Source organism: Limnospira fusiformis SAG 85.79 (genome assembly GCF_012516315.1).
GTDB classification, from domain to species: Bacteria; Cyanobacteriota; Cyanobacteriia; order Cyanobacteriales; family Microcoleaceae; genus Limnospira; species Limnospira fusiformis.
The window spans coordinates 6047892-6074242 of sequence record NZ_CP051185.1; the positions used below are offsets into that span (position 1 = coordinate 6047892).

General features: G+C 45.0%; 22 protein-coding genes and 1 pseudogene. 4 read left to right on the forward strand and 19 right to left on the reverse strand.

Annotation, left to right across the window (positions count from 1 at the left end; all coding sequences use genetic code 11):
* Window positions 1-79 precede the first annotated feature (79 nt).
* From HFV01_RS28215 to ctpB, 6 genes are all read right to left on the reverse strand, one after another.
* Window positions 80-2365 (reverse strand): hypothetical protein, encoded by a 2286-nt coding sequence (locus HFV01_RS28215; RefSeq protein WP_006622563.1) that lies wholly within the window; start codon window positions 2363-2365, stop codon window positions 80-82.
* 131 nt (window positions 2366-2496) lie between these two features.
* Window positions 2497-2649 carry an SUMF1/EgtB/PvdO family nonheme iron enzyme gene (locus HFV01_RS31505; protein ID WP_006670904.1) on the reverse strand — a complete coding sequence of 51 codons (153 nt, stop codon included), beginning with the start codon at window positions 2647-2649 and terminating at the stop codon, window positions 2497-2499.
* Window positions 2600-2761, reverse strand: a complete 162-nt coding sequence (locus HFV01_RS31510; protein WP_006622564.1) for a hypothetical protein — start codon at window positions 2759-2761, stop codon at window positions 2600-2602. The genes HFV01_RS31505 and HFV01_RS31510 overlap by 50 nt, the downstream gene beginning before the upstream one ends.
* A gap of 1973 nt (window positions 2762-4734) precedes the next feature.
* Window positions 4735-5091 (reverse strand): Pepco domain-containing protein, encoded by a 357-nt coding sequence (locus HFV01_RS28225; RefSeq protein ID WP_006622565.1) that lies wholly within the window; start codon window positions 5089-5091, stop codon window positions 4735-4737.
* Between the two features lie 324 nt (window positions 5092-5415).
* Window positions 5416-6582, reverse strand: a complete 1167-nt coding sequence (locus HFV01_RS28230) for an S-layer homology domain-containing protein (protein WP_006622566.1) — start codon at window positions 6580-6582, stop codon at window positions 5416-5418.
* Between the two features lie 106 nt (window positions 6583-6688).
* Window positions 6689-7972 (reverse strand): carboxyl-terminal processing protease CtpB, encoded by a 1284-nt coding sequence (gene ctpB / locus HFV01_RS28235; RefSeq protein WP_006622567.1) that lies wholly within the window; start codon window positions 7970-7972, stop codon window positions 6689-6691.
* Between the two features lie 324 nt (window positions 7973-8296).
* Here ctpB and HFV01_RS28240 point away from each other — a divergent pair, with 324 nt between their 5' ends.
* A complete protein-coding gene (locus HFV01_RS28240) occupies window positions 8297-9115 on the forward strand; it encodes a hypothetical protein (protein WP_008056200.1) in 819 nt (272 codons plus the stop codon).
* Between the two features lie 15 nt (window positions 9116-9130).
* On the opposite strand, the gene HFV01_RS28245 is transcribed toward HFV01_RS28240, so the two are convergent.
* Genes HFV01_RS28245 through HFV01_RS28255 form a run of 3 tightly spaced genes read right to left on the reverse strand, consistent with a single transcriptional unit; the run spans window position 9131 to window position 11670 of the window.
* Window positions 9131-9832 (reverse strand): response regulator transcription factor, encoded by a 702-nt coding sequence (locus tag HFV01_RS28245; RefSeq protein ID WP_006622569.1) that lies wholly within the window; start codon window positions 9830-9832, stop codon window positions 9131-9133.
* Between the two features lie 43 nt (window positions 9833-9875).
* Window positions 9876-10688, reverse strand: coding sequence for a sulfite exporter TauE/SafE family protein (locus tag HFV01_RS28250; protein WP_006622570.1), 813 nt, complete (start codon window positions 10686-10688; stop codon window positions 9876-9878).
* A 10-nt stretch (window positions 10689-10698) separates the two neighbouring features.
* A complete protein-coding gene (locus HFV01_RS28255) occupies window positions 10699-11670 on the reverse strand; it encodes an acetamidase/formamidase family protein (protein WP_006622571.1) in 972 nt (323 codons plus the stop codon).
* A 66-nt stretch (window positions 11671-11736) separates the two neighbouring features.
* Here HFV01_RS28255 and HFV01_RS28260 point away from each other — a divergent pair, with 66 nt between their 5' ends.
* Window positions 11737-13137, forward strand: a complete 1401-nt coding sequence (locus HFV01_RS28260; protein WP_315646911.1) for a mechanosensitive ion channel domain-containing protein — start codon at window positions 11737-11739, stop codon at window positions 13135-13137.
* Window positions 13138-13503: 366 nt separating this feature from the next.
* On the opposite strand, the gene HFV01_RS28265 is transcribed toward HFV01_RS28260, so the two are convergent.
* From HFV01_RS28265 to HFV01_RS28290, 6 genes and pseudogenes are all read right to left on the reverse strand, one after another.
* On the reverse strand, window positions 13504-14064 hold the full coding sequence (locus HFV01_RS28265; protein ID WP_006622573.1) for an REP-associated tyrosine transposase: 561 nt from the start codon (window positions 14062-14064) through the stop codon (window positions 13504-13506).
* Between the two features lie 943 nt (window positions 14065-15007).
* On the reverse strand, window positions 15008-17617 hold the full coding sequence (locus HFV01_RS28270) for a zinc-dependent metalloprotease (protein ID WP_235677528.1): 2610 nt from the start codon (window positions 17615-17617) through the stop codon (window positions 15008-15010).
* Between the two features lie 56 nt (window positions 17618-17673).
* Window positions 17674-18165, reverse strand: a complete 492-nt coding sequence (locus HFV01_RS28275) for a tellurite resistance TerB family protein (protein ID WP_006622576.1) — start codon at window positions 18163-18165, stop codon at window positions 17674-17676.
* A pseudogene (locus HFV01_RS28280) lies at window positions 18155-18550 on the reverse strand (zinc ribbon domain-containing protein); the annotation flags it as partial. The gene HFV01_RS28275 and the pseudogene HFV01_RS28280, both read right to left, overlap by 11 nt.
* 262 nt (window positions 18551-18812) lie before the next feature.
* Window positions 18813-19163: a carbon dioxide-concentrating mechanism protein CcmK gene (locus HFV01_RS28285; protein WP_006670274.1), complete on the reverse strand. Its 351-nt coding sequence runs from the start codon at window positions 19161-19163 to the stop codon at window positions 18813-18815.
* Between the two features lie 119 nt (window positions 19164-19282).
* Window positions 19283-19591 carry a carbon dioxide-concentrating mechanism protein CcmK gene (locus HFV01_RS28290; RefSeq protein ID WP_006622579.1) on the reverse strand — a complete coding sequence of 103 codons (309 nt, stop codon included), beginning with the start codon at window positions 19589-19591 and terminating at the stop codon, window positions 19283-19285.
* Between the two features lie 194 nt (window positions 19592-19785).
* Between HFV01_RS28290 and asnS the strand changes: the two genes are divergently transcribed.
* The gene (gene asnS, locus HFV01_RS28295) at window positions 19786-21177 is read left to right on the forward strand and encodes an asparagine--tRNA ligase (protein WP_006622580.1); all 1392 of its coding nucleotides are present in this window, start codon (window positions 19786-19788) and stop codon (window positions 21175-21177) included.
* A 409-nt stretch (window positions 21178-21586) separates the two neighbouring features.
* Here asnS and HFV01_RS28300 read toward each other — a convergent pair whose 3' ends face one another.
* The 4 genes from HFV01_RS28300 to HFV01_RS28315 form a co-directional block, all read right to left on the reverse strand.
* A complete protein-coding gene (locus HFV01_RS28300) occupies window positions 21587-22723 on the reverse strand; it encodes a geranylgeranyl reductase family protein (RefSeq protein ID WP_006622581.1) in 1137 nt (378 codons plus the stop codon).
* A 221-nt stretch (window positions 22724-22944) separates the two neighbouring features.
* Complete coding sequence (locus HFV01_RS28305) at window positions 22945-23322, reverse strand: hypothetical protein (protein ID WP_006622582.1); 378 nt, start codon at window positions 23320-23322, stop codon at window positions 22945-22947.
* Window positions 23323-23995: 673 nt separating this feature from the next.
* On the reverse strand, window positions 23996-24400 hold the full coding sequence (locus HFV01_RS28310; protein ID WP_035759996.1) for a VOC family protein: 405 nt from the start codon (window positions 24398-24400) through the stop codon (window positions 23996-23998).
* A 33-nt stretch (window positions 24401-24433) separates the two neighbouring features.
* The gene (locus HFV01_RS28315; RefSeq protein ID WP_006622585.1) at window positions 24434-24925 is read right to left on the reverse strand and encodes a TIGR02652 family protein; all 492 of its coding nucleotides are present in this window, start codon (window positions 24923-24925) and stop codon (window positions 24434-24436) included.
* A gap of 79 nt (window positions 24926-25004) precedes the next feature.
* Here HFV01_RS28315 and HFV01_RS28320 point away from each other — a divergent pair, with 79 nt between their 5' ends.
* Window positions 25005-25559, forward strand: coding sequence for a gamma carbonic anhydrase family protein (locus HFV01_RS28320; RefSeq protein ID WP_006622592.1), 555 nt, complete (start codon window positions 25005-25007; stop codon window positions 25557-25559).
* Window positions 25560-26351 lie beyond the last annotated feature (792 nt).

The following is a 26351-nucleotide window of genomic DNA, read 5'->3' on the forward strand; positions in this document are numbered from 1 at the left end:
GGACTCAGTTGGTATGAGAATCAAAATTGATTCGCCTCCCCAAGGCTATGCCGATAATAGATGTTCAGATTAACTGAATTTATGATGAAGATTCATCCATGGGAAGAGTTGGTGCTGATGTAGGACTCACGGTGCGTCCAACGATCGCCTTATGACTTTCCCGTGAAGAAAGCATTTCAACAGCGATCGCTTCTACCTGTATCTCCAAGGTGCCATAGATAATGTCGAGGTCAACCGTTGCTTCAATTTGATCGAAGCCGTTGGGTGAGAACTCGGTAATCCAACGCGGCCCGTCTACAATATTGCGGGACTGCCGATCATATATCCATATTTTGACATATATGCGGGGCAAGTTGTCGGGGATTTGCACGCGAACTTTTAAAGACTTTCCGGCGGTAGGATTAACGGTGAGGATATCTAAAATCGGAACCGGAATTTCTTGGTCTTCGGGTATGACAGATGGTGTTGTGGTGCTACTCCCTCCTCTCAAGGTGCTATAAGGCCTCCCCATCCCTGAAAATGGCCTGCTAGAGGGGGGTTCGGTAGTCAACCCCTTCCCTTGGGGAAATACCGCAGAATCCGCCCTGGTTTGGGGGAAGACAACAGGAGGTTCGAGGGATTCATAATCTACGACAATTTCCTCGGCTTCCAATTCTGTGACCAAGGGGCTGAATTCATAATTAGGTGGTGGGGTCTGATTCTCGTCTGGCACTAATGGTTCTGCTGGTGAGGAAACGGCTGTGTCATCAGAAGCTGAGGAAGATGCTTGTTTCATCCAGTGAGACAGATCTCGATCTTTGGCTAGGGAACTTAATCGACTCAAAAATCGCTCTTCTAAATTCAGATGAGGTAAAGCCTTTTTCGCTGCCGGGGAAGTGGCTGTGGAAGTATTGGTATGGGTCGCATCTGTTGGCTCTGGTGATGAGTCGATAGGGGTTTCTGGTGGGTCTGTATTGAGCAGGTCAGTATTGCTGTCTTCGTTGGGGTCTGTTTGACCGGCACCCTCCTCGGGTGTTTTGGCGACAGAACCCTCGGATGTAGAGGTGGCTAATGGTAGGGTAGGGGATGCTGGCGGTTTTGGGTTGACGAATGGAAGTGCGATCGCCTCTGAATTGGGACTCGAAGGGATGTTAAGGATATTAGACCAGGGGTGGGGTTCTGTCTGTGCTGTTGGATCAGCAGAGATAAAATTGCCAAAGCTGGGCAATTCTAGGGCAGTCTGAGGCTTACCTTGAGCATTTACAGGCTGGCTTTGTGTTTCTTTATTTACTACGGCTAAGGGGGCTGGCTCCGCCGCTGGGAGTGGTATAAATGAATTTTCGACTAGGGGTTCGTTGGGTTGAGCGTCAATTTCTAGCTCCTCTGGTAATGGGTCTAAAAACTGTTCGACCAACATGGTGATATTGAAAGAATTGCGGACGGGGGGATGCTGATCACTGTAAAAAACGACCTCTCCCAAAACTAATCGGGTTTTGCATTCAAAGGGTACATAAATAGCTGCGGAAAATGGCACAGGTAAAACAGACTGTGGTACGGGTTGGCGAACATCATAGAGAATTTCGGAGGCTTGAGGCGATCGCAAACATATCTGTAATTGAGGATTAGAAACTACCATAGAGGTGATAGCTTCCATATAAGGGTCAGAGTCCGGGTCAGATTTAATCCTAATCTGTCCAGATAGTAAAACGGCGCTACCAAACTCGACCACATAGCTATGGCGTTCTAGGATAAGTTCTATGGAAATATCCTCTGCGGTCAAGTCTGCGGTTTCGTTTATGGCGACACTACTGCTTAGTTCCTGTGCGATCGCGGTTTCTTGGTTGGCTTCTGGCTGAGGTTCCCCAGGGTAGAGGTCTGTAAGATTAGAATCACTGGTTTTTTCTGATGGTGTCGTGGGTGTCACCGACTCTAAATCCGTCTGTTGTGGTAGGCTATCTTGAATGGCTGACCCATCCTCCAATATTTCCTCAGAGTCAATCTCAGAGTCAATCTCAGTGTTGGCTAGTACCTGTAGTTTCATTGTGGCACGCCAAGTATTTCCTAAAAGTCCGGCTCTTAAATCTGGCGAACAGGAAAACTCCCAAATTCCGGGTTTGAGGCTAGTATAGGGGATTACGACCATTAAACCCTCTGAGTTCATATAACTTTTCAGGGTCTTAATGCGGCGCACTGGGGGGTCTTCGTCTATAGCGTCATAAACAATCCTAATTTCAATTTCCTGATCTTGATGGGACCCACGACAAACAATGCGATACCGACCTTCTAACACCTGAACATCAGGAGACTCCAGGGGTAGCCAAGTGTTATCCCCTTCCCGTTGTAGTAGGAATTCTAGGTTATCCATCATTAGCACCTCTGCCAACATCCTGGGTATCATTTGCTGTTGAGACTAGCACTATGGGTGCTGTTGGTGATTATAGGTGCTTTTGGTGATTATAGGCGATCGCTTCAACCTAATCATACCAGGACACTTTTTCCACGGGCAGTTTTTCCGCTTCAAAATCCGAAGGATACCATTTTAGATCTCGTTAGTTCGTAAGAGCTGGCTACTTGTTGCCATTGTTTCTGCGCGATCGCATATTTCGCTATCCAGAATGGTTCAATCGTCACTCGGTGCTGTGGTTTTTCTGTATGCAAAATTTTCCACATTTCCAGGTGAACCCATCAGAAATCTTCCCCCAGGGATAAACACCATTTCTAGGGTGACTTCATCTCTCAGATTTTCTATGAAATTTTGGGCTTGACTTCCGCGACGACTCATTCTTAGTTGAGGAAAAAATCAAGCATATAGCCATGTTACCCCCACGGCTTCAATTATAGCGATCGCCATCCCGGTTGTCAACCCCCCACCCCTCTCGTCGCGCCGATTTTTTGTTAAGTTTTGTTAAGTTGAAGTTGGGGGGCTATGAATTGTGGCTTAACCTGAAGGTAGGTTGAGGAAAAAATCAAGCATATAGCCATGTTACCCCCACGGCTTCAATTATAGCGATCGCCATCCCGGTTGTCAACCCCCCACCCCTCTCGTCGCGCCGATTTTTTTTTAAGTTTTGTTAAGTTGAAGTTGGGGGGCTATGAATTGTGGCTTAACCTGAAGGTAGGTTGAGGAAAAAATCAAGCGTATAGCCATGTTACCCCCACGGTTTCAATTATAGCGATCGCCATCCCGGTTGTCAACCCCCCATCTCTCTCGTCGCGCCGATTTTTTGTTAAGTTTTGTTAAGTTGAAGTTGGGGGGCTATGAATTGTGGCTTAACCTGAAGGTAGGTTGAGGAAAAAATCAAGCGTATAGCCATGTTACCCCCACGGTTTCAATTATAGCGATCGCCATCCCGGTTGTCAACCCCTCATCTCTCTCGTCGCGCCGATTTTTTGTTAAGTTTTGTTAAGTTGAAGTTGGGGGGCTATGAATCGTGGCTTAACCTGAAGGTAGGTTGAGGAAAAAATCAAGCGTATAGCCATGTTACCCCCACGGCTTCAATTATAGCGATCGCCATCCCGGTTGTCAACCCCTCATCTCTCTCGTCGCGCCGATTTTTTGTTAAGTTTTGTTAAGTTGAAGTTGGGGGGCTATGAATCGTGGCTTAACCTGAAGGTAGGTTGAGGAAAAAATCAAGCGTATAGCCATGTTACCCCCACGGCTTCAATTATAGCGATCGCCATCCCGGTTGTCAACCCCTCATCTCTCTCGTCGCGCCGATTTTTTGTTAAGTTTTGTTAAGTTGAAGTTGGGGGGCTATGAATTGTGGCTTAACCTGAAGGTAGGTTGAGGAAAAAATCAAGCGTATAGCCATGTTACCCCCACGGTTTCAATTATAGCGATCGCCATCCCGGTTGTCAACCCCTCATCTCTCTCGTCGCGCCGATTTTTTTTTAAGTTTTGTTAAGTTGGGTGATACTTGGGGGGGCTATGAATCGTGGCTTTACCTGAAAGTAGGTTGAATAAAAAATCAAGCATATAGCCATGTTACCCCCACGGCTTCAATTATAGCGATCGCCATCCCGGTTGTCAACCCCTCATCTCTCTCGTCGCGCCGATTTTTTTTTAAGTTTTGTTAAGTTGGGTGATACTTGGGGGGGCTATGAATCGTGGCTTTACCTGAAAGTAGGTTGAATAAAAAATCAAGCATATAGCCATGTTACCCCCACGGCTTCAATTATAGCGATCGCCATCCCGGTTGTCAACCCCTCATCTCTCTCGTCGCGCCGCTTTTTTTGTTAAGTTTTGTTAAGTTGGGTGATACTTGGGGGGCTATGAATCGTGGCTTTACCTGAAAGTAGGTTGAATAAAAAATCAAGCGTATAGCCATGTTACCCCCACGGTTACAATTATAGCGATCGCCATCCCGGTTGTCAACCCCCCATCTCTCTCGTCGCGCCGATTTTTTTTTAAGTTTTGTTAAGTTGGGTGATACTTGGGGGGGCTATGAATCGTGGCTTAACCTGAAGGTAGGTTGAGGAAAAAATCAAGCATATAGCCATGTTACCCCCACGGCTTCAATTATAGCGATCGCCATCCCGGTTGTCAACCCCTCATCTCTCTCGTCGCGCCGATTTTTTGTTAAGTTTTGTTAAGTTGAAGTTGGGGGGCTATGAATCGTGGCTTAACCTGAAGGTAGGTTGAGGAAAAAATCAAGCATATAGCCATGTTACCCCCACGGTTTCAATTATAGCGATCGCCATCCCGGTTGTCAACCCCCCACCCCTCTCGTCGCGCCGATTTTTTTTTAAGTTTTGTTAAGTTTTGCGACGTTTAAACGTAAGTTTGATAGTCCCATGATCGAAGTTGTCACTACAGAGGCTAACTTCTCCGTTGCCATTAATTCTGACAGACAATTCCACCTGGTCAAGCTGCATGGGAGATTTTTGGGAGTTTCCAGAGGCTTGCTGCATTTGAAACGCTTGCTGTTCCGCTTGTAGAAATACATCACCAATTACTAATAAAAATTGACTCATATTTTGCTGCATTTTGTGCGCCGGGACTGCTACCCTGTGGGTCTGTGATTCTGTAGGAGTGTCAGGGGATGTTGAGGGGTTAGGGGAATCTTGGGTAATAATCCAGATACTTTTGGGAATTTGGATAATTTCTGACATAGACTAATGGGGGATGATGGTTAATTATTAACTTAATGTGATGATTGTAGCTTAAATATGGTGGTTGATGTCTAATGATTGAGATATGAAGAAGGAAGCCGAAAAGATTGAGTTTCACTAGGTTAATGGGTCTGGTGGGGGCGGTGCAATATATGCGATCGCATACAAGATAGACTTTCACAAGGCGCGCCATGGCAAAAATATCACCGTGGGGAACATCTCCGATTTGGGAATATTTAACTATTTTGGGTGTCAAAAAAAAGCGTCAGAAAAATCTTATATCTCTGACGCAGGCTAATTGTTAATGTATGAAACCCACAACATTTAACGAGTAACCAGGTAATCTGACTCGATAGGTTCAGCATCACCCGATCGCACTAATACTTGATAAATCATGACAATAGCCTCTGCTTGACTGACGGACTGATGAGGATTAAAAGTATTGCGATCTGGATGACTGGCGACCAAACCCGCCTCAGTCGCCGCCGCCACTTGACCAATAGCCCAATCAGGAATTTGATCAGCATCGGAGTAAACTTTGAGAATTTCCTGGGGATTATTGGGGGTAGGTAAATCCAAACCACTGACCAAAGCCACCACGACCTCTGTATGAGTCATTTCTTGATTAGGTTGGAAAACTTCCCCAGGATAACCCCGGAGAAAACCCATTTTGGTAGCTTCTTGGATCGCCTGATTAGCCCAATGGTCTTGCGGTAGATCCTGAAACTTAATATCAGGTTGAATTCTGTCAGTTTTGAGGGATTGTTGCAACTGATGAGCAAACTGTCCCCGACTCACTGGCTGATCTGGGTTAAATGTACCATCTTCTGCACCGATCGCCTGATTATGGTCAGCAAAATAAACTACAAAATCCCGCGCCCAGTGTTCCTCTGGTACATTAGCCAGTATAGTTGTAGCCGAATCTGGAGTTACAGCGGTCTGGGTGGGAGTGGTTTCTGGTGTTTCGGCGGTAGTTACAGGGGAACTGGGAACCTCTGAGGTTTCGGTGGGAGTAGGAGTTTCAGGGGGTGATGTAACCGCCGCCTCTGTGTCTGTGGTCGTGGTTGTTTCGGCTTCTGTTGTGGGTGATGAAAATAAGGGGAGAGTAGCCGGAGTTGACTCGGTGGTGGGAGAGGCTATTTGTAAACCTTCCAAGTTTAGCCAGCTTAGTGTCAATCCTGTAGATTCGCTGCTGACTGTATCTGAAGGTCCAGACTTAGACTCTGGGGTGTATGAGGAAGAGATTATAGAGGTTGTGCTGGAGGATGCTTGACGGACTATATCAGAGACATTGATTAAACTCCGATGATCTGAGATAGTTTCGGGTTTAGCTGAGAGTAAGCTAAAGCTGCTTTTGGGTTCGATCTTCCCAAATACCCAAAAGAAGACAAACCCCATAGTTGCGATCGCCAAAATAATCGCCAGCCATTCCTCCATAGTTGGGGGTGATTGTTTCCGTGGCTGTAAATCAGCCCGATCTGATTCTGACATAGGAATTTTTTGCTCTTGAACATTCCCCTCAAGGTTAACTGTTCTCGATGACCATGACAATCAAAAAAAAGGGTGGCAGTTGAAATTTGGTTGCCACCCTGATAGATTAGTTAACTGCCATGGGATGAGACAAATCACCATTAAGAACTAAGATCGCCTTAGCATAGCCAGGATCTTGGTGAGTTCCAATCAAATTGGGATCACTAGCTAGTTGCTTTTTCTCTAACTGAGTCAATTCGATGGAAATATCGGGGGTGACACCTTTCTGGCTGATGTCTGTACCGTTAGGGGTATAATAGTGGGCGATGGTGACAGCCAAGCCGGAACCATCAGATAAGGAAAAGACGGACTGTACCAGGGCTTTACCAAAAGTCCGAGTTCCCATAACCATAGCCCGCTTGTTGTCCTGCATTGCTCCTGCCAAAATTTCACTAGCACTGGCTGAGTTATCATCAACTAGGACAACGGTGGGTAAGTCAGTTAAGGCTGTATGATTGGCGCGGATTTCCTGACTTTTACCGTGGCGATCGATTGTACTAACGATCGCTCCTGAGTCTACCCACATCCTAGCGATATCAATGCTGCTGCGTAACAGTCCCCCAGGATTTCCGCGTAAATCTAAGACAAATCCATCTACATTTTGAGCCAGGAGTTCTTTAATAGCTTGTTGCATCTGTTCAGCCGCATGGGAGTTAAACTCCTGTAGTTGAATGTAACCAATCTGGCGATCGCCTTCTGTATTGAGGCGATAGCGGACGGCTTCTAGTTCAATGCGAGCGCGGGTAAGGGTCAGGTCAAATTGTTGAGCTTCATCGCGACTGATGGTTAAAGTGATGGAAGTTCCCACCCGACCCCGAATTTTCTCGGCTGCTTTTTCTACGGTCATCCCTTGGGTAGACTCGCCATCAATGGCTAAAATGCGATCGCCTGATTGGATTCCCGCTTCCATGGCTGGGGAATTTTTAATAGGATTAACTACTGTAATTTGGCGAGTTTTCTCATCCAAAGTCAGTTGCATTCCCACCCCAGAAAGTTCTCCCGCTGTTTGATTGGTGAGGCGTTCATACTGCTTAGGATCGAGAAATCGGGTATATGGATCGTTGAGTTTTTCTAAGGCGTTACGCAGTTCTGTATATGCTTCTTCTGGAGAGGAATATTCTTTACTGAGAAGCTGTTGTCGAACTTCCAGCCAGTCGATCCGGTTGAAACTGGGGTCTACATATTCTCGATTAACAATCTGCCAAGCCTCGTCAATGACGGCTTTCGGACTATTTTTTAAGGTAGCATTTACTGAACCACTGAGCCCTGGAATCGTTAAAGCGGAAATGGTGACTATGGCTCCACTTAAAACGGCGCGCAAGGGGGAAAAAGGTCTAGTAGCTTGATTCATCTAATCTTCCTCTGGCTGGATTCTCTGGCTGGATGCCTAAATGATATTTTTATAGGGTAGCAAAAGCAATCCCTATACAGTTGACATTAAATAATAGTCGATAGCTTTAAAATACACCTGGGAAGGTATGTTAAAAGTCAGCTATCATAAGGCTGTTGTCCAGGTATTATACCCGGATGGTGTGATCATGATACTGGATTTGATGATGATACCGAACTCCGGGAGCGATTGTGTGTCTGAAGACATTATACAAGCATAATTTATCTATTGTCATCTTTTTGTACAATAAGTTTTAGGGAAATTTTAGATTTGGGGGAACCTCCCATGTCATCTTTGGCTGTGAAACGGTTTGAGGGTCTTTTTCCAGTGGCGATCGCGGTTGTCGCCCTGGGTGCTATCATTGGGGTGCAAATCTATGCACCGGGTGGGGCTAGGTTGGGCGATCGTTTTTCTGAAGAAAACGGTCTGCAGTTGACCCAATTGGAAGCCGAAAGGCAGGAGCAGAGACTGGCTGCTAATCTGGAGATTGTCAAAAATTTACCCACTTTAGGCTTTGATAACCTCCTTGCTAATTGGGTATTTCTGAACTTTCTCCAGTATTTCGGAGATTTGGAAGCGCGGAATTTGACGGGTTTTCAACTCAATGACAATTTTTTTGATGTGATTTCCCGCCTCGACCCTAGATGGATAGATATGTACTTATTTTTATCTACCGCTGTTGGTTATTACCAAGCTCAACCCGAACTTTCCGTAGAATTGATGCGGCGGGGAACTGAGGCGCTGTCTCCAGAATTCCCCGGTGCTTGGCGATTATGGCGGTTAAAGTCTCTTGATGAACTATTACTCCTGGGCGACATTCCAGCAGCCATAGAATCCCTAGAAACCGCCTCTGAGTGGGCGCAAGCTAGTGGATATGAGCCAGTAGCAACCCTATTTCGGGATGCGGCTAACACGCTCCGGGACAATCCCGATAGTGTGCCGATACGCATTAACGCCTGGCTAACAGTATACTCGCAAACCATGGATACTTTGGTTAGGGAGAGAGCGCTAACGGAACTGGAAGCGTTGGGGGTGGAAATACAGGAGGGAGAGGACGGAGAGTTACGATTTTTTGTTCCCCCACGACCGGAGCCGGAAAATTAAGCACTTGTTGAGGTGTTAGGGGTTGTCCTCGAATTTGTAGCCAACTCCTGTTACAGTTTTGATGAAGGTGGGATGAGATGGGTCGGGCTCAACTTTTTTCCGTAGTCTAGCTACATGGGTATCAACTACTCGCTCATCCCCAAAAAAGTCATCTCCCCATAATTTATCGATTAATTGGGTACGACTCCACACGCGACCGGGATAACTTAGAAAGGTGGCTAATAAGTTAAATTCTAAGGTGGTCAGGTCTAAAGGTTCGGTATTACCATGGTTTTGAAAGTTGGCTTTCCTTTGGTCAATATCAACGGTAAAATGAGCGGTTTGGTAGGTTTGGGTCTGTCCTCCCTGGCGGAGACTGCGACGCAATAAAGCTCTAACTCTGGCTACTAATTCCCTAGGACTAAAAGGCTTGACCATATAATCGTCGGCTCCGGTAGACAGACCGACTATGCGATCGATTTCTTCTCCCTTGGCGGTTAACATTAAAATGTACGGGTCTTTTTGTCCGGGTTGTTGACGAATACGAGCGCAGACTTCTAAACCGTCTAAACCGGGAAGCATTAGATCGAGAATAATTACATCTGGTCGTTGTTGTTGAAATATCTCTAATGCGCTTAATCCATTCTGGCTAATTTGACAGGAAAATCCTTCCGCCTCTAAAGTCCGACGGATAAGGAGAGCAATTTCTGGTTCATCTTCGACAATTAAAATATTCATAACTTACTCCGATATTGGCACAGTGGAAAGGTTACAATACAGGTTACAGACTAGCCCGCCAAAACATATAAATTGAGAGTATTCCTAACAGTGTCCTAAAGGCTAAAGTGACAATGCGATCGGGTAATTTTGGTAAAAATCTGGTGCTAATTTGTACTCCGACTAATCCTCCTAAGCCTAACATAAATCCCTGCCCCCACAGCACATTTCCCTGTATAGCGTGTCCGATACAAGCGGAAGCAGCAGTAATAATAATTACCCCCAGGCTGGTCTGAATGGAGGCTTTAATGGTTTCCCCTAAGAGGAGAATTTGCAGGGGAACAATAATCACACCGCCCCCAACCCCAAAGAGTCCGGCTAGGAGTCCGGCGAGACTCCCGGTAATCATAAAGGCTAGGTATGGGTTAATGGTTTTTTCGGGCTGAGTAGAACCGGGGTTAAGTTGTTCATCTAGTTGCTTTTTGGCGATGATATCCTGGCGGACTTTGACTAAGTAAATATTCAAAAGCAGTAAACATCCAAAGCCGAATAACAACCAAGATGATGGTAATAAATCAGCAATATAAGACCCAAGTATGGCAGTAATTACGGCAGAAAATCCAATTGATATTACCCGCTTCACTCGCAAAAAACCCATCCGCCAATTTTGGATGCTTCCTGATATGGCGGTAATTAGTACCGAGAAAATACTGGTGGCTACTGCTTGATTACTCACATAGCCAAGGGTGACTAAAATAGGCACTAATACTGTGCCGCCTCCAATTCCTAAAAATCCGGCTAATATTCCAGCTAAGAGTCCGGCGAGGGCGAGGGTTAAAAGTTCTGTTGGGGATAAGGATAAGAGTTCCAAAATCATTAGTTAAGGATTAGTTAAGGGGAAATTGGAAAGTTTCTGGTAAGATGGATTTGGCGATCGCACCATGAACCCCTTTTTGGGGGCTATTAACTACTTGGGTAATGCGGAAGTCAACCCCTAGGGAACAGAGAATATAGGCTTCTTCTGGGGAAATTCCTAGGATTTGCACTAATAGGTTAATGGTACGTTCTAGGGTAGACTGAAAGGCATCATCCAGGGTATGACCAAAACCCATGGTGATTATATCAGTTGCGGTTTCTGCTAGGGGGACATCTAGGGAACAGTTTTTGTGCAGAATAATTTTAATTGTGCCATTCATGGAAGTTTCGATCGCTGTGGTGTTGACTTCACCGCCTCCCTGGGCTGCGTGTCCGTCTCCCAGGGAAAATAGGCCACCGGGAACCAGTACGGGAAGGAAAATGCGCGACCCGGCTTGTAATTCTGGGTTGTCGATGTTTCCCCCATAGACTCCTGGAGGTATGGAAGACTGGGAGGTTTCGCTGGCGACTCCTAAAATTCCGAAAAATGGGCGCAGGGGAATTTTTACCCCACTTTGGGGGGGAAATTCGGCTAGATTTCGGGTAAGATCGAGGTTGATAAATCGCAATTTCGGCTGGCTAAATCGTTGCGGTAGGGCTCCCCAACCGGTTCTGATAGCATTAAACCCTACATTTAAACGGGGGTAAATTGACTCTAACTGGATTTCTAAAATATCTCCGGGTTGGGCATTTTCGATGTAAATGGGACCAGTGAGAAGGTGAGGACCAGGACCGACAATTCGTTCCGGCGACAGGCGGCGACAAAGTTCGATAAATTCTGGGGTCAAAAATCCTTCTGGGGCTTGATTATAAAGGTAATAGCCTGTGTAGGTTTCTACCTGAATGCGATCGCCTGATGCGATGACTAAGGCTGGCTCTAGTTCCGGAGAAAAGCCTCCTACATGGGTGGTGTTTGCTGTGGCTTTCAGAGTATAATTAACCATCTTAATATGAACATTATTCAGTATTTGATAGGGTTCTTTTGGGAGGCGTTCACTCGACCGATAAAGTTGGGTGAAATTTCTCTTTCTATTCAGTTAATTGTCACAGTTATTTTAGCTTTCGTTGCCGTTTTTTTTGTTTGTACCTTTCTGAGTAATTTACTCAAAGATAAGATTCTTGTCAAGTTAAAGTTTGATGAGGGTAGTCGAGAGGCGATCGCCACCATCTTCCGATACTTTACCATTACTATAGGCTGTTTACTCATTCCCCAAGCTGCCGGAATTGATATGAGTTCCTTTACTTTCCTGGCTGGTGGTTTAGGTATTGGTTTGGGTTTTGGTTTCCAGGGACTCGCCCAAAACTTTGTCAGTGGTTTAATTTTATTATTAGAAAGACCCATTAAAGTTGGCGATTATATTGAACTTGATAAATTGGAAGGAACTATTCGCAAAATCTCCATTAGGTCTACTGTAATTGTGACTAATGATGATATTTCGATTATTGTTCCCAATCAGATTTTAGTGAGCAATAAAATCATTAACTGGAGTCATGGGAATGTACTTAGCCGCATTCATATTCCGGTGCGAGTCGCCTATGGAAGTGACCCAGTTTTAGTCACCGAAGTTTTGCTATCCGCCGCCCGCCAAGAACCGAGAGTATTACACCACCCAAAGCCACAGGTTTGGCTCAGAAATTTTGGCGAAAATTGTATTGATTTTGAATTGTTAGTTTGGATAGAACTTCCTAAAGCCAGGCTACCTATTCAAAGTTCTTTAAATTATATCATCCAGAGCAAACTGTATCAAAATAATATCAACATTCCTATCGCCCAGCGAGACCTATGGATTAGAAATACTGAGGAACTTAAACAGGTATTTGCACCAATTATCGCTTCTTCCCAGTCTGCTAAAATAAAATCCGCCACTACCACTGAATATCAGGAATTAGAAAGGCAAAATATGTCCCTACAAGCATTATTAAGGAAGGTAGTTTATTTTGAGGGTCTGAGTGATTTAGCATTATTAGGGTTAATTGAAATGGGCTACCGAGAAACTTTCGCACCTCATCAATTTATTTTCCATGAAGATGATCCAGGTGATGCTTTTCATATCATCTTATCTGGGGTGGTAGAAATTTTGGCGGAAAGGGCTAATAAGCATATTCGTGATTTATCAGCGGGAGATTTTTTCGGGGAATTAGCATTAATTATGGGGATACCTAGAACGGCGGCGGTAAGGGCTAAAGAAACCACTATTTTGTTTGTGGTTAGTCGTGATGTATTTCAGCGGTTTTTAGGGAGTTATCCCCAGGTAGCAGACCAAATTGCCGAGAAAGTAGCTGAACGAAAAGAGGAGTTAGTACAACGTCAAAAAATGCTCCGAGAAATGGGTATTTTAGGGGATGATGATTTAGATAATAATCCCTTAGTATGGATTAAACAACGCATGAAGTCTCTATTTGGTATTTGAGATCAAAGTATCTGTAGGGGCGGGTTCACCGGGCTATATCATAGTCACAGATAAACCACATAAACCCGCCCTATCCCCGCCCTATCAAAGTATCTGTAGGGGCGGGTTCACCGGGCTATATCATAGTCACAGATAAGCCATATAAACCCGCCCTATCCCCGCCCTATCAAAGTATCTGTAGGGGCGGGTTCACCGGGCTATATCATAGTCACAGATAAGCCATATAAACCCGCCCTATCCCCGCCAGATAAACCCGAAATATTCTAATTATCGGTGGGTGGGGGCGGGTTTATCAAAATTCCGGTGGGGAAGTTTCATTGACGGCAGAACCCGCCCCTACATTATCGGTGGGTGGGGGCGGGTTTATCAAAATTCCGGTGGGGAAGTTTCATTGACGGCGGAGGCGCGCCCCAACGGGGTGGTAATGTTTTGGGAAATGGGAAATTGATGGGATGGGTGCATTTCGTCTTGGTTCCAATTATAGGGATTATTGACGATATATTCTCGAATTTTTTGTAATGCGTTTTCGTCCCTAATTATATGTTCATAATATCCCCTTTGCCATACAGGAACTTTAGAAAGCGATCGCAATTGATTAATCCTACGGCTAGAAAAAGTTTTGAAACCTTGAACAACTTTTGAGAGAGTATGGCTGTGGTCTGTTAAGATAATGATACCATGAATATGATTAGGCATAATCACAAAACTATCTAACTGAATTAAAGGGTAAACTCTGGTTAGGTTAAACCAATTGAATTTAACCACTTCACCATAACAGTTTAGCATTACAGTTTGGTCTTTAATTTCACCCAATAAGCATTGTTTATGATAAATACAAATTGTGACAAAGTATGCCCCCGGTTGACTGTAATCATATCCTCGAAGACGAATTGATTGGCGGTTATGAATATCAGGATTGTATTTCATATTGATAAACCATCATTAATCATCTGTAGCGGCGTGTTCACGCCCGGTATATGGTAATTGGTAGGGGCGGGTTCACCGGGCTATATCATAGTCACAGATAAACCACATAAACCCGCCCAATCAAAGTATCTGTAGGGGCGGGTTCACCAAACTATATCATAGTCACAGATAAGCCATATAAACCCGCCCTATCCCTGCCCAATCAAAGTATCTGTAGGGGGGCGGGTTCACCAAACTATATCATAGTCACAGATAAGCCATATAAACCCGCCCTATCCCTGCCCAATCAAAGTATCTGTAGGGGCGGGTTCACCAAACTATATCATAGTCACAGATAAGCCATATAAACCCGCCCTATCCCTGCCCAATCAAAGTATCTGTAGGGGCGGGTTCACCGGGCTATATCATAGTCACAGATAAACTACATAAACCCGCCCTATCCCCGCCCAATCAAAGTATCTGTAGGGGCGGGTTCACCGGGCTATATCCTAGTCACAGATAAGCCATATAAACCCGCCCTATCCCCGCCAGATAAACCCGAAATATCCTAATTATCGGTGGGTGGGGGCGGGTTTAGTTAAATTCCGGTGGGGAAGTTTCATTGGCGGCAGAACCCGCCCCTACATTATCGGTGGGTGGGGGCGGGTTTAGTTAAATTCCGGTGGGGAAGTTTCATTGACGGCAGAACCCGCCCCTACATTATCGGTGGGTGGGGGCGGGTTTAGTTAAATTCCGGTGGGGAAGTTTCATTGGCGGCAGAACCCGCCCCTACGGCTTTTTCGGGTGGGGGCGGGTTTAGTTAAATTCCGGTGGGGAAGTTTCATTGACGGCAGAACCCGCCCCTACGGCTTTTTCGGGTGGGGGTGGTGAAGTTTAATTAACTAGGGAATGGCAGGATTTTTGTGTGAACGATAATTGCTGTTTTTGATATGCTAAGTTAAGGCTATATTCCTAAAGTTTTAGCAATCCGATCGCGACTTTTGGCTAAATGTGCTATACTATAGGCATCCAGACGATCGCTACGACGTTTAACTAGGTAGTCTAGGGATTCTTCTAACTGCTTAAACTGAAACCAGGCTAAGGTCTGTGCATCTTGGGGGGCGGGGGTATTTCCTAATACTATATCAGTCATTAAATCTAGATAAACTTGTTGTAGCGATCGACGCACCGGACCGATAGATATTTGTTTTTCGCTAGTCCATAGTTCCGACCAGATACTATTTGTTAGCATTTCCAATAATTCGGGTATGGTTAAAGCATTACCAGGAGAGGTTTTAAATTCCAAATCCCGCAACCGAGTTAACCTCGCCGGTGAAAGTAGTTCGGATAAAATGCGGTTTTGGACCCACCCAATGCGATCGCTAATAGGATAATCTAAGGAAGCAAAACGATTAGGATTTCCCCAATCAGACCATCGAGAAGGAACTAAGCGATTTAACAGATTCGGAGAAAAATTAAAAGCATCTTCAGCAAATACATATTTGGCTAAAAGTTGCAAAGCCTCTCGTTGCTGAGTTACTGGAATCGGCTCTAAAGGTAAAGAACTGCCACTATTACCAATGCGGTAACGATGGAAAGACTGACCACCTATATATGGTATAGCATTAGCTGCATTATTAGCATAATAACTCAAAATTGTGTTAAAAGCTATCAGCAGTTGGTCAGATTCTTGGCTGCTAGGAAATGAACGAGTTTCTAACCTATCCCATATATATTGGGCATTGTCTAATTGCCATTGGGAATAGCGTAACATATCACTACTAAGATCCCATGGTAGCGCCTCGGGGTCAAGAAAAATTCCCCATACATCCTCATCGGTTGCAAATGCTAGATCTGGCTCAGTTGCCCGTGCTACAATTTCCTGTAATTGGCGAGACTCTAAATAAGGTGTCATATCTAAAATGGGTTGATATCCATATTGAATCGCCCATTGATCATAAGCGCCTAAAACCACGGGAAAATAATCGCCCTGGGGTTGTCCTGGGGGGGCTAAATTCACTGGTAAATAATCCATTACTGAGGCGGTCATTCCCCTAGTGCGGGTAATATCGCGATCGTTTAATTCCTCTGGTGTTAGCATGGTACTACCCCGGAAATTGTGTCTTAAACCCAAAGTATGACCAATTTCATGGGCGGTTAAATAACGCAAATATTGATTAATATACTCATCTATAGAATCTTGGTGAAATCTAGGGTTAACGGACATGGCGATCGCACCAATAGCCAATTGGCGAGTAGATTCTACCTCAAAACAAAAATGCTCCAATGCTATTAAATATTCCTGATTATTAGGGGTGGGTTGTTGCCAATTTCGCCCTAATAAACCATCCTGACATTGTGCAGAACTACCCTCGACTAAAATTTCCTGTCTTTGTCGCAAGCTGTCAATGGCTTGACTTTCAATCACCATATCTGCATCTAAAATTTGACCGGTTAAAGGGTTAACATGGGAAGGACCGTAACCACTGAAAGGCGAGTTAAAAGATGTAGACCAGCGAATGGTATTATAACGGACATCGGCGGGATCCCAGGTAGCATTGTCCGGCATTTGTCGCACTTCGATCGCATTCATAAAACCCACCTTTTCAAAGGCTTTATTCCACATCAAAGCGCCTTCGGCAATAGCTTGACGGTATGCTAAAGGAATGGTATTTTCTAGCCAAAATACAATCGGTTCTACTGGTGCTGACAAGGGCGCACTAGGGATTTGTTTTTGTAAATTCCATCGGTTAATATAGCGCACCATTGCCCCTGTTCGGGTAGGGTTAGAAACATCCCGATAAATCGTTGTAAAATAGCCGATTCGTTCATCAGCTAGGCGAGTGCGGTAGCTGTGATCATCAGGAAGGGCGAGAAAACTGTAACGAATTTTTAGGTTAAATGCACGCCTATCAGAAATAGCTGGGCTATGAGGTACTAGGTTTCTCCCCACGGCTGTAAACCCTAATACTGATGCGACTTCGACATTATTGGGAAATGCTTTGAGACCCGAAATATAGGATTTATCAGCATCAAAATTGTAGTTATTTTGTAAACTGAATAACAGTTGAGAAACGACTCCCGAAAATTCGTTATTTCCTACTAAAACTGGGCTGAAATCTACTAAAATACTCTGTCTTTCAGGATGGGTAGCCATGACAGGTAGGGAGTATAAAACTGAATCCCTAAAAGCGCGGTCTATGGCTGCGGCCTGGGGTTCTTGGGGATTGAACCGAAAGTTGATATTAGGAATTAATAATTCTATCCGGTTGGAAACAGAACGCAGTTTAAACAGGAAACTTCCTAAATCTTGACCACTCCAAAAGTTACTATTTTCTAACCCAGACTCAAGGCTAATAAAACACAGAAAATTTTGCTCAAGCTGTTGGGGTTGAATTTCCAGATAAACCTGTCTAGTTTCGGGTTTGTGATAGAGAGTAAACAACCCGACCAATTGTTCTGTTCCCTGGATGATACCATCAAAATCGGCAGGTTGTGTCTGTTGCTGTGATATCTGAAATGGAGCGATCGCCAAAGATTTGGGGATTTGTGCGATCGCTTTATTCCACCCCATTGTCACCATAACAAATGAGAGCAACAAAATTATCAGATATCGGCTTAATCTTCTCATCAACCATTAGGTGTTCTGAGATCGTATTGTTCTAACTTCTGCTCAAAAATCTCAGACGCTTGTTCAGCAGGTATATCCAACATTTGCCACAAATGGGTCAAAAACTCTCGTTCCTTAATAGACAAGACCCCATCAACTAATAACAAATCGCTAACTACTGTAAACACAGTTTCCTGAAGTTGTACAGGTAAAAACTCACGAGCGATCGCCAACAGAGAGTAAGTCCCCTTGAGAGATAGTAACTCAAATAACTTTTCGACTAAATTAGTCAGCTTGGGCTGAGAATATCCGTTAAACAGGGGAAGTTCCGACAATAAAACTATAATCCGTTCCCTTTCCTGGGCGCACAGATAGCCGTCAGCACAGATAGCACTAACTGCGATCGCCGCAAACGCCTCCGGGGTAGACAGAGAAATCCGCGTTTCATCCTGTCCTTTAAAGATTTTGTTGAGTATGCTCATCAGAAACCCACTGATACATTTACGCGACATTTTTCCGGTTGTTCCCGGACAATGCAACGATAGCACTATTACCCGTTAAGGTAACAGAGGCGGTATCCCGCAAAGCTTTTAGAAAGATTCCAAAAGCACCGTTCCAGTCCCGTGGTAGAGTGAACCCCCACTCAGGACATCGGAACACTTTTGAGCCACCTAGCTGGGAATGGACATGACCACAGTGAGTACAGGTTTTGCTGGTGTATTCTTCCGTCACATCTACAACTGTGGTTCCAGTTATTTCCCCTTGATGTCTCAGGGTTAGTTTGAATCGATAATGCGCCCATGTCAGCATGGCGCGGGCAGTCTTAGACCTGATTAGACGCTTCACCTTGGCAACCATATTGGAAGTCTCGAAGGGGGGCCAAAAAATCAGGCTGTGTTATGGGATGGCCAGGGATGCGACCCAATCAACTAAGGGGTTGAAGTCCTCACCGGGTAGTCCCCACGCCCATTTCAGCTCTATTTCATACCCGAAGGTCTCGCACCATACTTGGTATTATACCGTATTGCCGTAAAATGTTAACCTAATTTGAGATGAAATCATGCTCTCTCAACAACGAATAAAGGGTTCATTGTAACACAACTTAGATTTTACCATTGCCCCCTACCCCGTGATTCCCCCGGAGCAAGGAGCCTGTCCATTATCGTGCGTTACCCCTAGGAAGAGTCAAACCCTCAGCGGCTGCTCGATATTCTTCCACCGCTTCGCTAAAGTCAATAGGAAGCACAGCCACGACATTTTCATGGGGACGGGGAATAATTACCCAAGTTTCCAAAGCCCCCCCATATACCTTCTCTACTGCTGCAATACCAGCATCCATAGCGGTTTTCACCTCGGAAACATCCCCTCGTATCATCACTGTAAACCGAGCGCTACCCGCCCGGATATAGCCCACCAGGGTGACACGACCCGCTTTAACCATTGCATCTGCTGCCGCTAAAATCCCTGGAAACCCCTTAGTTTCCAGTGCGCCCACTGCTTGTTGTGACATCAAAAACTCTCCTGAGTGAATAATAACCCGTCGCTGCACTTGAACTTGAGTCTAGCGACAATTGTTGACAAATTTACCAGAATATGCTATGTGTACATACTCTAAACCAGAGCGACCAGTTAGACTCGGAAGGGTTCGCTCTTGGGGGTATGGTGAATAGGAAGAACATCAACAATATTAGGCGGGGGGTTAGGAATGGTGTAGTGGGTAATAATTGTACACCCAAAGGTATTTTCCGCCGCTGCAATACCTGCCTCCATTGCGGGCTTAACTTCGGAAACTCCGCCCCGAATGGCAACCATAAACTCTCCCCGTTCTGCTAAATCAAAATATACTAAAGTCACCCGTCCAGCTTTAACCATTGCATCAGCCGCCGCCAGTACACCCGGAAAACCCAAGGTTTGAATTACACCCACCGCCTCTGGCATGGAATGTCTCCTCGCTCATTGATATTGCTCAAGCTAATTTTACGCCGAAAATAGCACTTAAACATACTATTGGTTTAGAAAACTTTAGGAACAGTGGACCGCCGAGTGATGATGGTTAACAGTAACCAGACCTCTGGTTCCCGATTCCCGATCGCTGGTATATATAAAATTAGATGGGTTAAGGGACAGACAAAATGGCCAAAGGACGTATAGCGGAAATTTTGCGGACAGGTAAACCGGGTGAAGCGGTAACAGTTCAGGGTTGGGTGAGAACTAAACGGGAGCTGAAGGAGTTTACCTTTGTTGAGGTTAATGATGGGTCTTGTATGGCTAACCTTCAGGTAGTCCTCAACCCCGATTTAACTGATTATGCAGCAATTTTACGACAACTGAACACCGGCGCATCGGTGGAAGTGACGGGAGAAATTGTCTCCTCTCCTGCTAAAGGTCAACGTATTGAACTGAAGGCTGATACAGTACAGGTCTATGGTGAGGCTGACCCTCAGACCTATGTTTTGCAGAAGAAGCGACACTCTTTTGAGTTCCTACGCACGATCGCCCATTTGCGATCGCGTACTAACACCTATGGCGCAGTCTTTCGGGTTCGTAACGCCTGTGCGGCGGCGGTTCACCAATTTTTCCAAGAAAGAGGCTTTCTGTGGATACATACCCCTATTATCACCGCCAGCGACTGCGAAGGCGCGGGAGAATTATTTTCCGTCACCAGTTTAGATCTCAATCATCTACCCCTCACGGAGACGAAAACTGTCGATTTCTCCCAAGACTTCTTTGGAAAACGCGCATTTCTTACCGTTAGCGGTCAACTCGAAGCTGAAATTATGGCTCTGGCTTTTGGTAATGTTTACACTTTTGGCCCCACTTTTCGGGCGGAAAATTCTAATACTTCTCGCCACTTAGCCGAGTTCTGGATGATTGAACCAGAAATGGCTTTTTGTGACCTTGATGGTAATATGGATTTGGCTGAGGCTTTCCTTAAACATATCTTTAAGTCGGTTTTAGAACAATGTCCAGAAGACCTGGAATTTTTTAACCAAAGAATTGATAATTCCGTCTTGGCTACGGCTGATAATATTATCAATAATGAATTTGAACGCATTACCTATACGGAGGCGATCGCACTACTAGAAAAAAGCGATCGCACCTTTGAATATCCCGTCAGTTGGGGCTTAGACCTACAATCCGAACATGAACGCTACCTAGCTGAAGAACTCTTTAAAAAACCCGTAATTGTGACCGACTACCCCCGTGAAATAAAAGCCTTTTATATGCGCCAAAACGACGACGAAAAAACCGTCCGCGCCATGGATGTTCTCGCCCCCAAAGTTGGCGAAATTATCGGCGGTTCTCAACGGGAAGAACGCTTAGATATCCTCCAAAAACGTATGGAAGCCTTACAAATTAACCCCGATGAATTATGGTGGTATTTGGATTTGAGGCGCTATGGAACTGTTCCCCATGCGGGTTTTGGTTTAGGCTTTGAACGGGTAGTTCAGTTTATGACAGGGATGGCTAATATTCGTGATGTAATTCCTTTCCCACGCGCTCCCCAAACCATTGATTTTTAAAGAGTCATTTACAGGGGTGTGTCAGTTTTGAAGTATCCCGTCATCATGACTACAGCCTGTTCAGAAATGATCTGATCATCTCTCAAAGTCCCTCTCCCTCTCTGGGATCCAGATTTAGGGTGAGGGGAATGTATTAAGCGACTGGTGAACAAGCTGTATTTCACCGTCGCTGGCGCACCCTACTAATCAAAGTCCCTCTCCCTCTCTGGGATCCAGATTTAGGGTGAGGGGAATGTATTAAGCGACTGGTGAACAAGCTGTATTTCACCGTCGCTGGCGCACCCTACTAATCAAAGTCCCTCTCCCTCTCTGGGAGAGAGATATAGGGTGAGGGGAATGTATTAAGCGACTGGTGAACAAGCTGTATTTCACCGTCGCTGGCGCTACTAAATGTAATTAACAATATTGATTATTTGGAATTAAAGTTAAATAGGGATTTTTGCAACAGTTTAATACCTTTGTTGGCTACATCTGAATAACTCAACTCTCCCGCAAATATGCGGCTCATAGTCGCTGTGGCTGAAGGTTTTTTGACAGCTATTTGATAACCTAATTGAGGAAAACGGTAAAATATTTGAGCTAATTTCTGAGCAAACATCATCTGATTACCCCATTCCTCATTCATAACTTCTGTGTACTTATCTAAAGCATTAATATCCCCCCCTAGCGCTTGATTAATGGCTTCAGCCGCTTTTAAACCACTAAAAATAGATGGACGAATACCCTCAGCCGTAAATGGATCAACCACACAGGCGGCTTCTCCTGCTAAAACTGCATTTTGGGTATGTAATTTTTGTTGACCATCCCACAGAGAAATTGGATGTCCGCATTCAGTAGCATTATCTAAATTCAGGTTAAAAAATGTCGCATAATCTTCTAATATTCGTTTGAAATTTTGTGCTTTGCGTTGTTTAGAAAAAGCTCCAGCCCCCAGAGAATAGCCGTCAGCTTTAGGGAAATTCCAGCCATAACCACTATTGACTAAACCAAATTCAAAATATGTCTTCATATCCACAGGTTTAGATGTCGGTATTTCTAATTCTAACGCCCCCGCTACCAGTTTCTTTTGTTTGGTAAATCCTAACCATTTGGCTAGAGGACCTTTAGCACCATCCGCACCAATTAAATAACGACCAGTGTAGGTATCTTCCGGGGTTTTAACTAACCAGCGATCGCTCTGAAATTCTATCCCCAGAACCTCGGTATTATCTCTAACTGTAGCCCCTTTACTGATAGCCTGTTTCAGAATAAAATAATCAAAAACCTCTCGCCTGACCATCCAAATCGGATTTATTTTTAATTCCACCTCTATGGGTTCCGATTTATTCCAGGTATAATAAACCATAACAGTTTTCAGGGAAATTGCCGGAGAAAAATCGAAATCAAACCAATCCTGAACTATCGGAGAAACTCCACCCCCACAGGGTTTATATCGTGGCAAAATCGCCTTATCAATAACTAAAATCGAATGACCTTTTTTCGCCAAATGATAGGCTGCTGTGGCTCCCGCTGGACCTGAACCTACAATAATACAATCAAAAATCATTAATTTATCCTTAAAATTAAAAGCAGGGAATTAAAGATTAGTCGGTGTTTTGACAATCTTCTCCCCCTGCTGTCTAACTATATTAACCTGGGCGGATTTATATCGCCGAGATAGGGCGGGTTTATGATCACAGGTATATGGCGGGTTTATGTGCATTCATCTGTTACTAGGATATACCGGGCGTGAACCCGCCCCTACCAATTACCATATACCCACATTGATTAAGGTTTCGGTTGGCGAACTGCTGGAGCCGCCGCCCCATAGTTGATCCGACACCCCACGTTAAAGATGCTTGAACCGCATTCTAAGGGTACTATTTGCTCATTGAGGATGGCGCTACAACTGACATACTCATCGCCATTGGTATCTCTGATCATACACCTAATCGGAGTCGCTCCAGAACTCTTGGACCAAGCCTTCATCCCTAACTCCGCTACCATATGAGACCAAAAAAATGACAGGAAACCGATCGCCACTACTACGGACAGAACTATTCCTACTTTCAGTTGCCAACTATTGATAATTTTAAGGAATTTATCCTTGAGGCTACTTACCGCCTCCACAGCATTATTACTGGTTTGCGTTGAATTATCTGTCATTTGTCTATTCTGATAGATTTACGCGACATTTTTCCGGTTCCGGACAATGCGACGATAGCACTGTTACCCGTTAAGGTAACAGAGGCGGTATCCCGCAAAGCTTTTAGAAAGATGATCCCAAAGCACTGTTTAGCTTGGTAGTCTCAGACCTGATTTTTCGCTTCACCTCACTAGCCATATTGGAAGTCTCGAATTGGAGCCCAAAAATTAGGCTGTGTTATGTGGGATGGTCAGGGATGCGACCCAATCAACCAAGGGCTGGAAGTCCCACTAGGAGTTTATTTCAGGCATCTCAGCCCTATTTGGTCTCCTAAACGTCTCGCACCCATACTTGGTATGGTAGCGCATCGCCCTAATTGGTTCAACTAATCTGCGATTAAATTAAGCTCCCCCGTTAATATTATTGCCAATTATGTTAAGTTTTGTTACAAATTGTCACGATCGCCATAGTAATGGGAGATAACTATTGACTTAGGGGGTTGGCTATGATACCATTTTAGATAATGGCAGGCACGACTAAAAAATTATTTAGGGATATATTTCCATTGTAAAGCGTAATACTCTAATGTTACCCCACATCCCCCCATCTTGTCAACCCCTTTAGGGGGGCGGGCCATTTTTTTTGAAAATTTAGAGCATTAGAGGAATGGAATGGGGGCGATTGTGGCATTAATTAGGGCTTTAACAAGCGAATAAATTCGAGGGGTAAGCCGTCAGCATCAGCAATAAAAGCGACCTCATAAACGCGGTTGCTGATTAGCTGTTGGGTAGGGGGAAGGAGAACCTTTAAAGAAGGGATGCGATCGCTCAAATGATGAATCCAAGTAGGTAAATCAGGAGTAATATCAGTCAAATCAAAAGAGAGATGATAGTAACCGACATAATGTTCATCTCCAAAGGGGTCAGGGGGTGGTGATGGTTCAGGAATTTGGATAAGTTCAAGGCGGCCCAAATCTCCTTGCATCCAACAGGCGAGGGTGTAGCCAGTAGTAAAGCGATCGGTGACGGAGAACCCCAACTGCTGATAAAAAGCGATCGCGCGATGAATATCTGCGGTGCGAATAGAAGCATGGTGCATGAAATTATCCCCATCTATTTCCATGAGCGCCAATTAAGATAAGGAAGGGGAGAGCCCCTTTTCCTTTTCCAGACTAAAGTTAATGACATCCCAACAGGGTTCAACCTGTGGGGAGGGGCTAAACTCTACAGGAAGACCATAGAGACGAGGTTCCCCCACCTCAGACTGATCACGCCAGGGGGTGTTACGTTCGAGATAAGAACTAATTAACTCCTGGTAACGCTGTGCGATGATGACTCGTGTGGCTCGATATCCTTGAGTATATAAGCGATCGAGGGCTTCGTGTATTTCAAAGCGGATACCGTCAGGATGGGTATGCTGTCGATACCATTCATCCTCCCATAAACGCCATTGTCGCCCGGACTGAAGATGTACCAATTCGCCAGTTTGAGGATCAGCTTCAAAAGCCCCATGTCGAGGACATAGGTAAGTATCCGTCAGGGTTAAAGCCGGGATTTTTTGGCGACAGTGAGGACAGCGAATCTCCGCCCCAAAAATAGGGTACTGCAAGGCAGAATTTATCATGAAACCGTTTTCCGAGCCAGTAGTGGTCTATTATAGCGATGGGTTTTGTATATGTATCAATCAGCCATCAGTTTAAGCTATGAACCTACCTGATCAAGCTCCCATTTGTCCAGCAGTCGGTCATTTTCCGCCACCGGATTTGTCTAAGGCTGCATTTGTCGCCCCAGGTGCGGTGGTGGTTGGTGATGTACAAGTGGGTTCAGGGGCGAGTATTTGGTATGCTGCGGTAGTGCGGGGGGATGTTGAACGGATTATTATAGGCGATCGCACTAATATTCAAGATGGTGCTATTCTCCACGGCGACCCCGGATATATTACCCATTTAGAACATGATGTTACCGTAGGTCATCGAGCGGTGATCCATGCCGCCCATATTGAACCGGGAAGTTTAATCGGCATTGGGGCAATTATACTAGATGGGGTGCGAGTCGGTTTCGGTAGTATTATCGGTGCGGGTTCTGTAGTGACCAAAGACGTACAACCGCGATCGCTAATGGTGGGAGTTCCGGCTAAACGTATCCGGGAAATTTCCGAAGCCGAAGTCACAGAACTTATTGACCACGCCCAACGATACGAGAAACTGGCACGATTTCACGCTGGAGGTAGCACGGAGACCGGATTTGAACTAAAATAGGGACGCACTCTAAAAATTCCTTGGCTACCAGTTATCCCATGAGGGATGAAAATGTCGGAGAAATTGTTATGGCCGGGGTGGAAGGTGGAAAATCAGCTTGACACTCCCCGCTCTGAAGAGACGGGGATTCTTGGCTCACCGAGACCACTTAAACTAGATTCCTTGCGTCGTCTAGCCCAGAGGTGGGACTCTCCCCAAGCGTTACTTTCGGTATGCCCTACCGTAGTTGCATTTCTGCCAATCCTGTTTAGATTGAAGCAAATATACCTCAAAAACTGATTTGTCTAGTTCCTGTGAATCTTTTACCTGCTGCCAGGAGGAAGCTAGAACAATGCAGCCAAACCGCATAGATTCAATGGTCAAGGTTCAGTGTACGCCTTGAGGCAACAAGGTTTTTTAAGTGGTTGGTTACCTGGCATGACTACAATCAGTGTAGCATTTATCTAGTAAGCGTGTAAAGTCAAACAGCGATGTTGTTCGAGAGTTGATCAGGTCTTGGGCTGACGGGCACTAAAGTACCCGTGTCGCCTTTCATCCTTGCTCTCTTGAGACAAGGTTTTCATGCTCCAGTGTTGTTCGCATAACAACACCCTCAAGACCCGAAACATCCTATCGGTACTATTGCATACCTGGCTGGAGTTGCTGGATGATAAGTACAAGTTGCTAGGACCCGCAAGACTTTTTTTGGTGATTTACGGGCGTTAACCTGTTACCTGTACTTAGACAGTTGGGAGGGCCTACTGACGTTTATCCTGCAAGGTTTAGAGCAGTTAGACATTCTACCCAATAGCA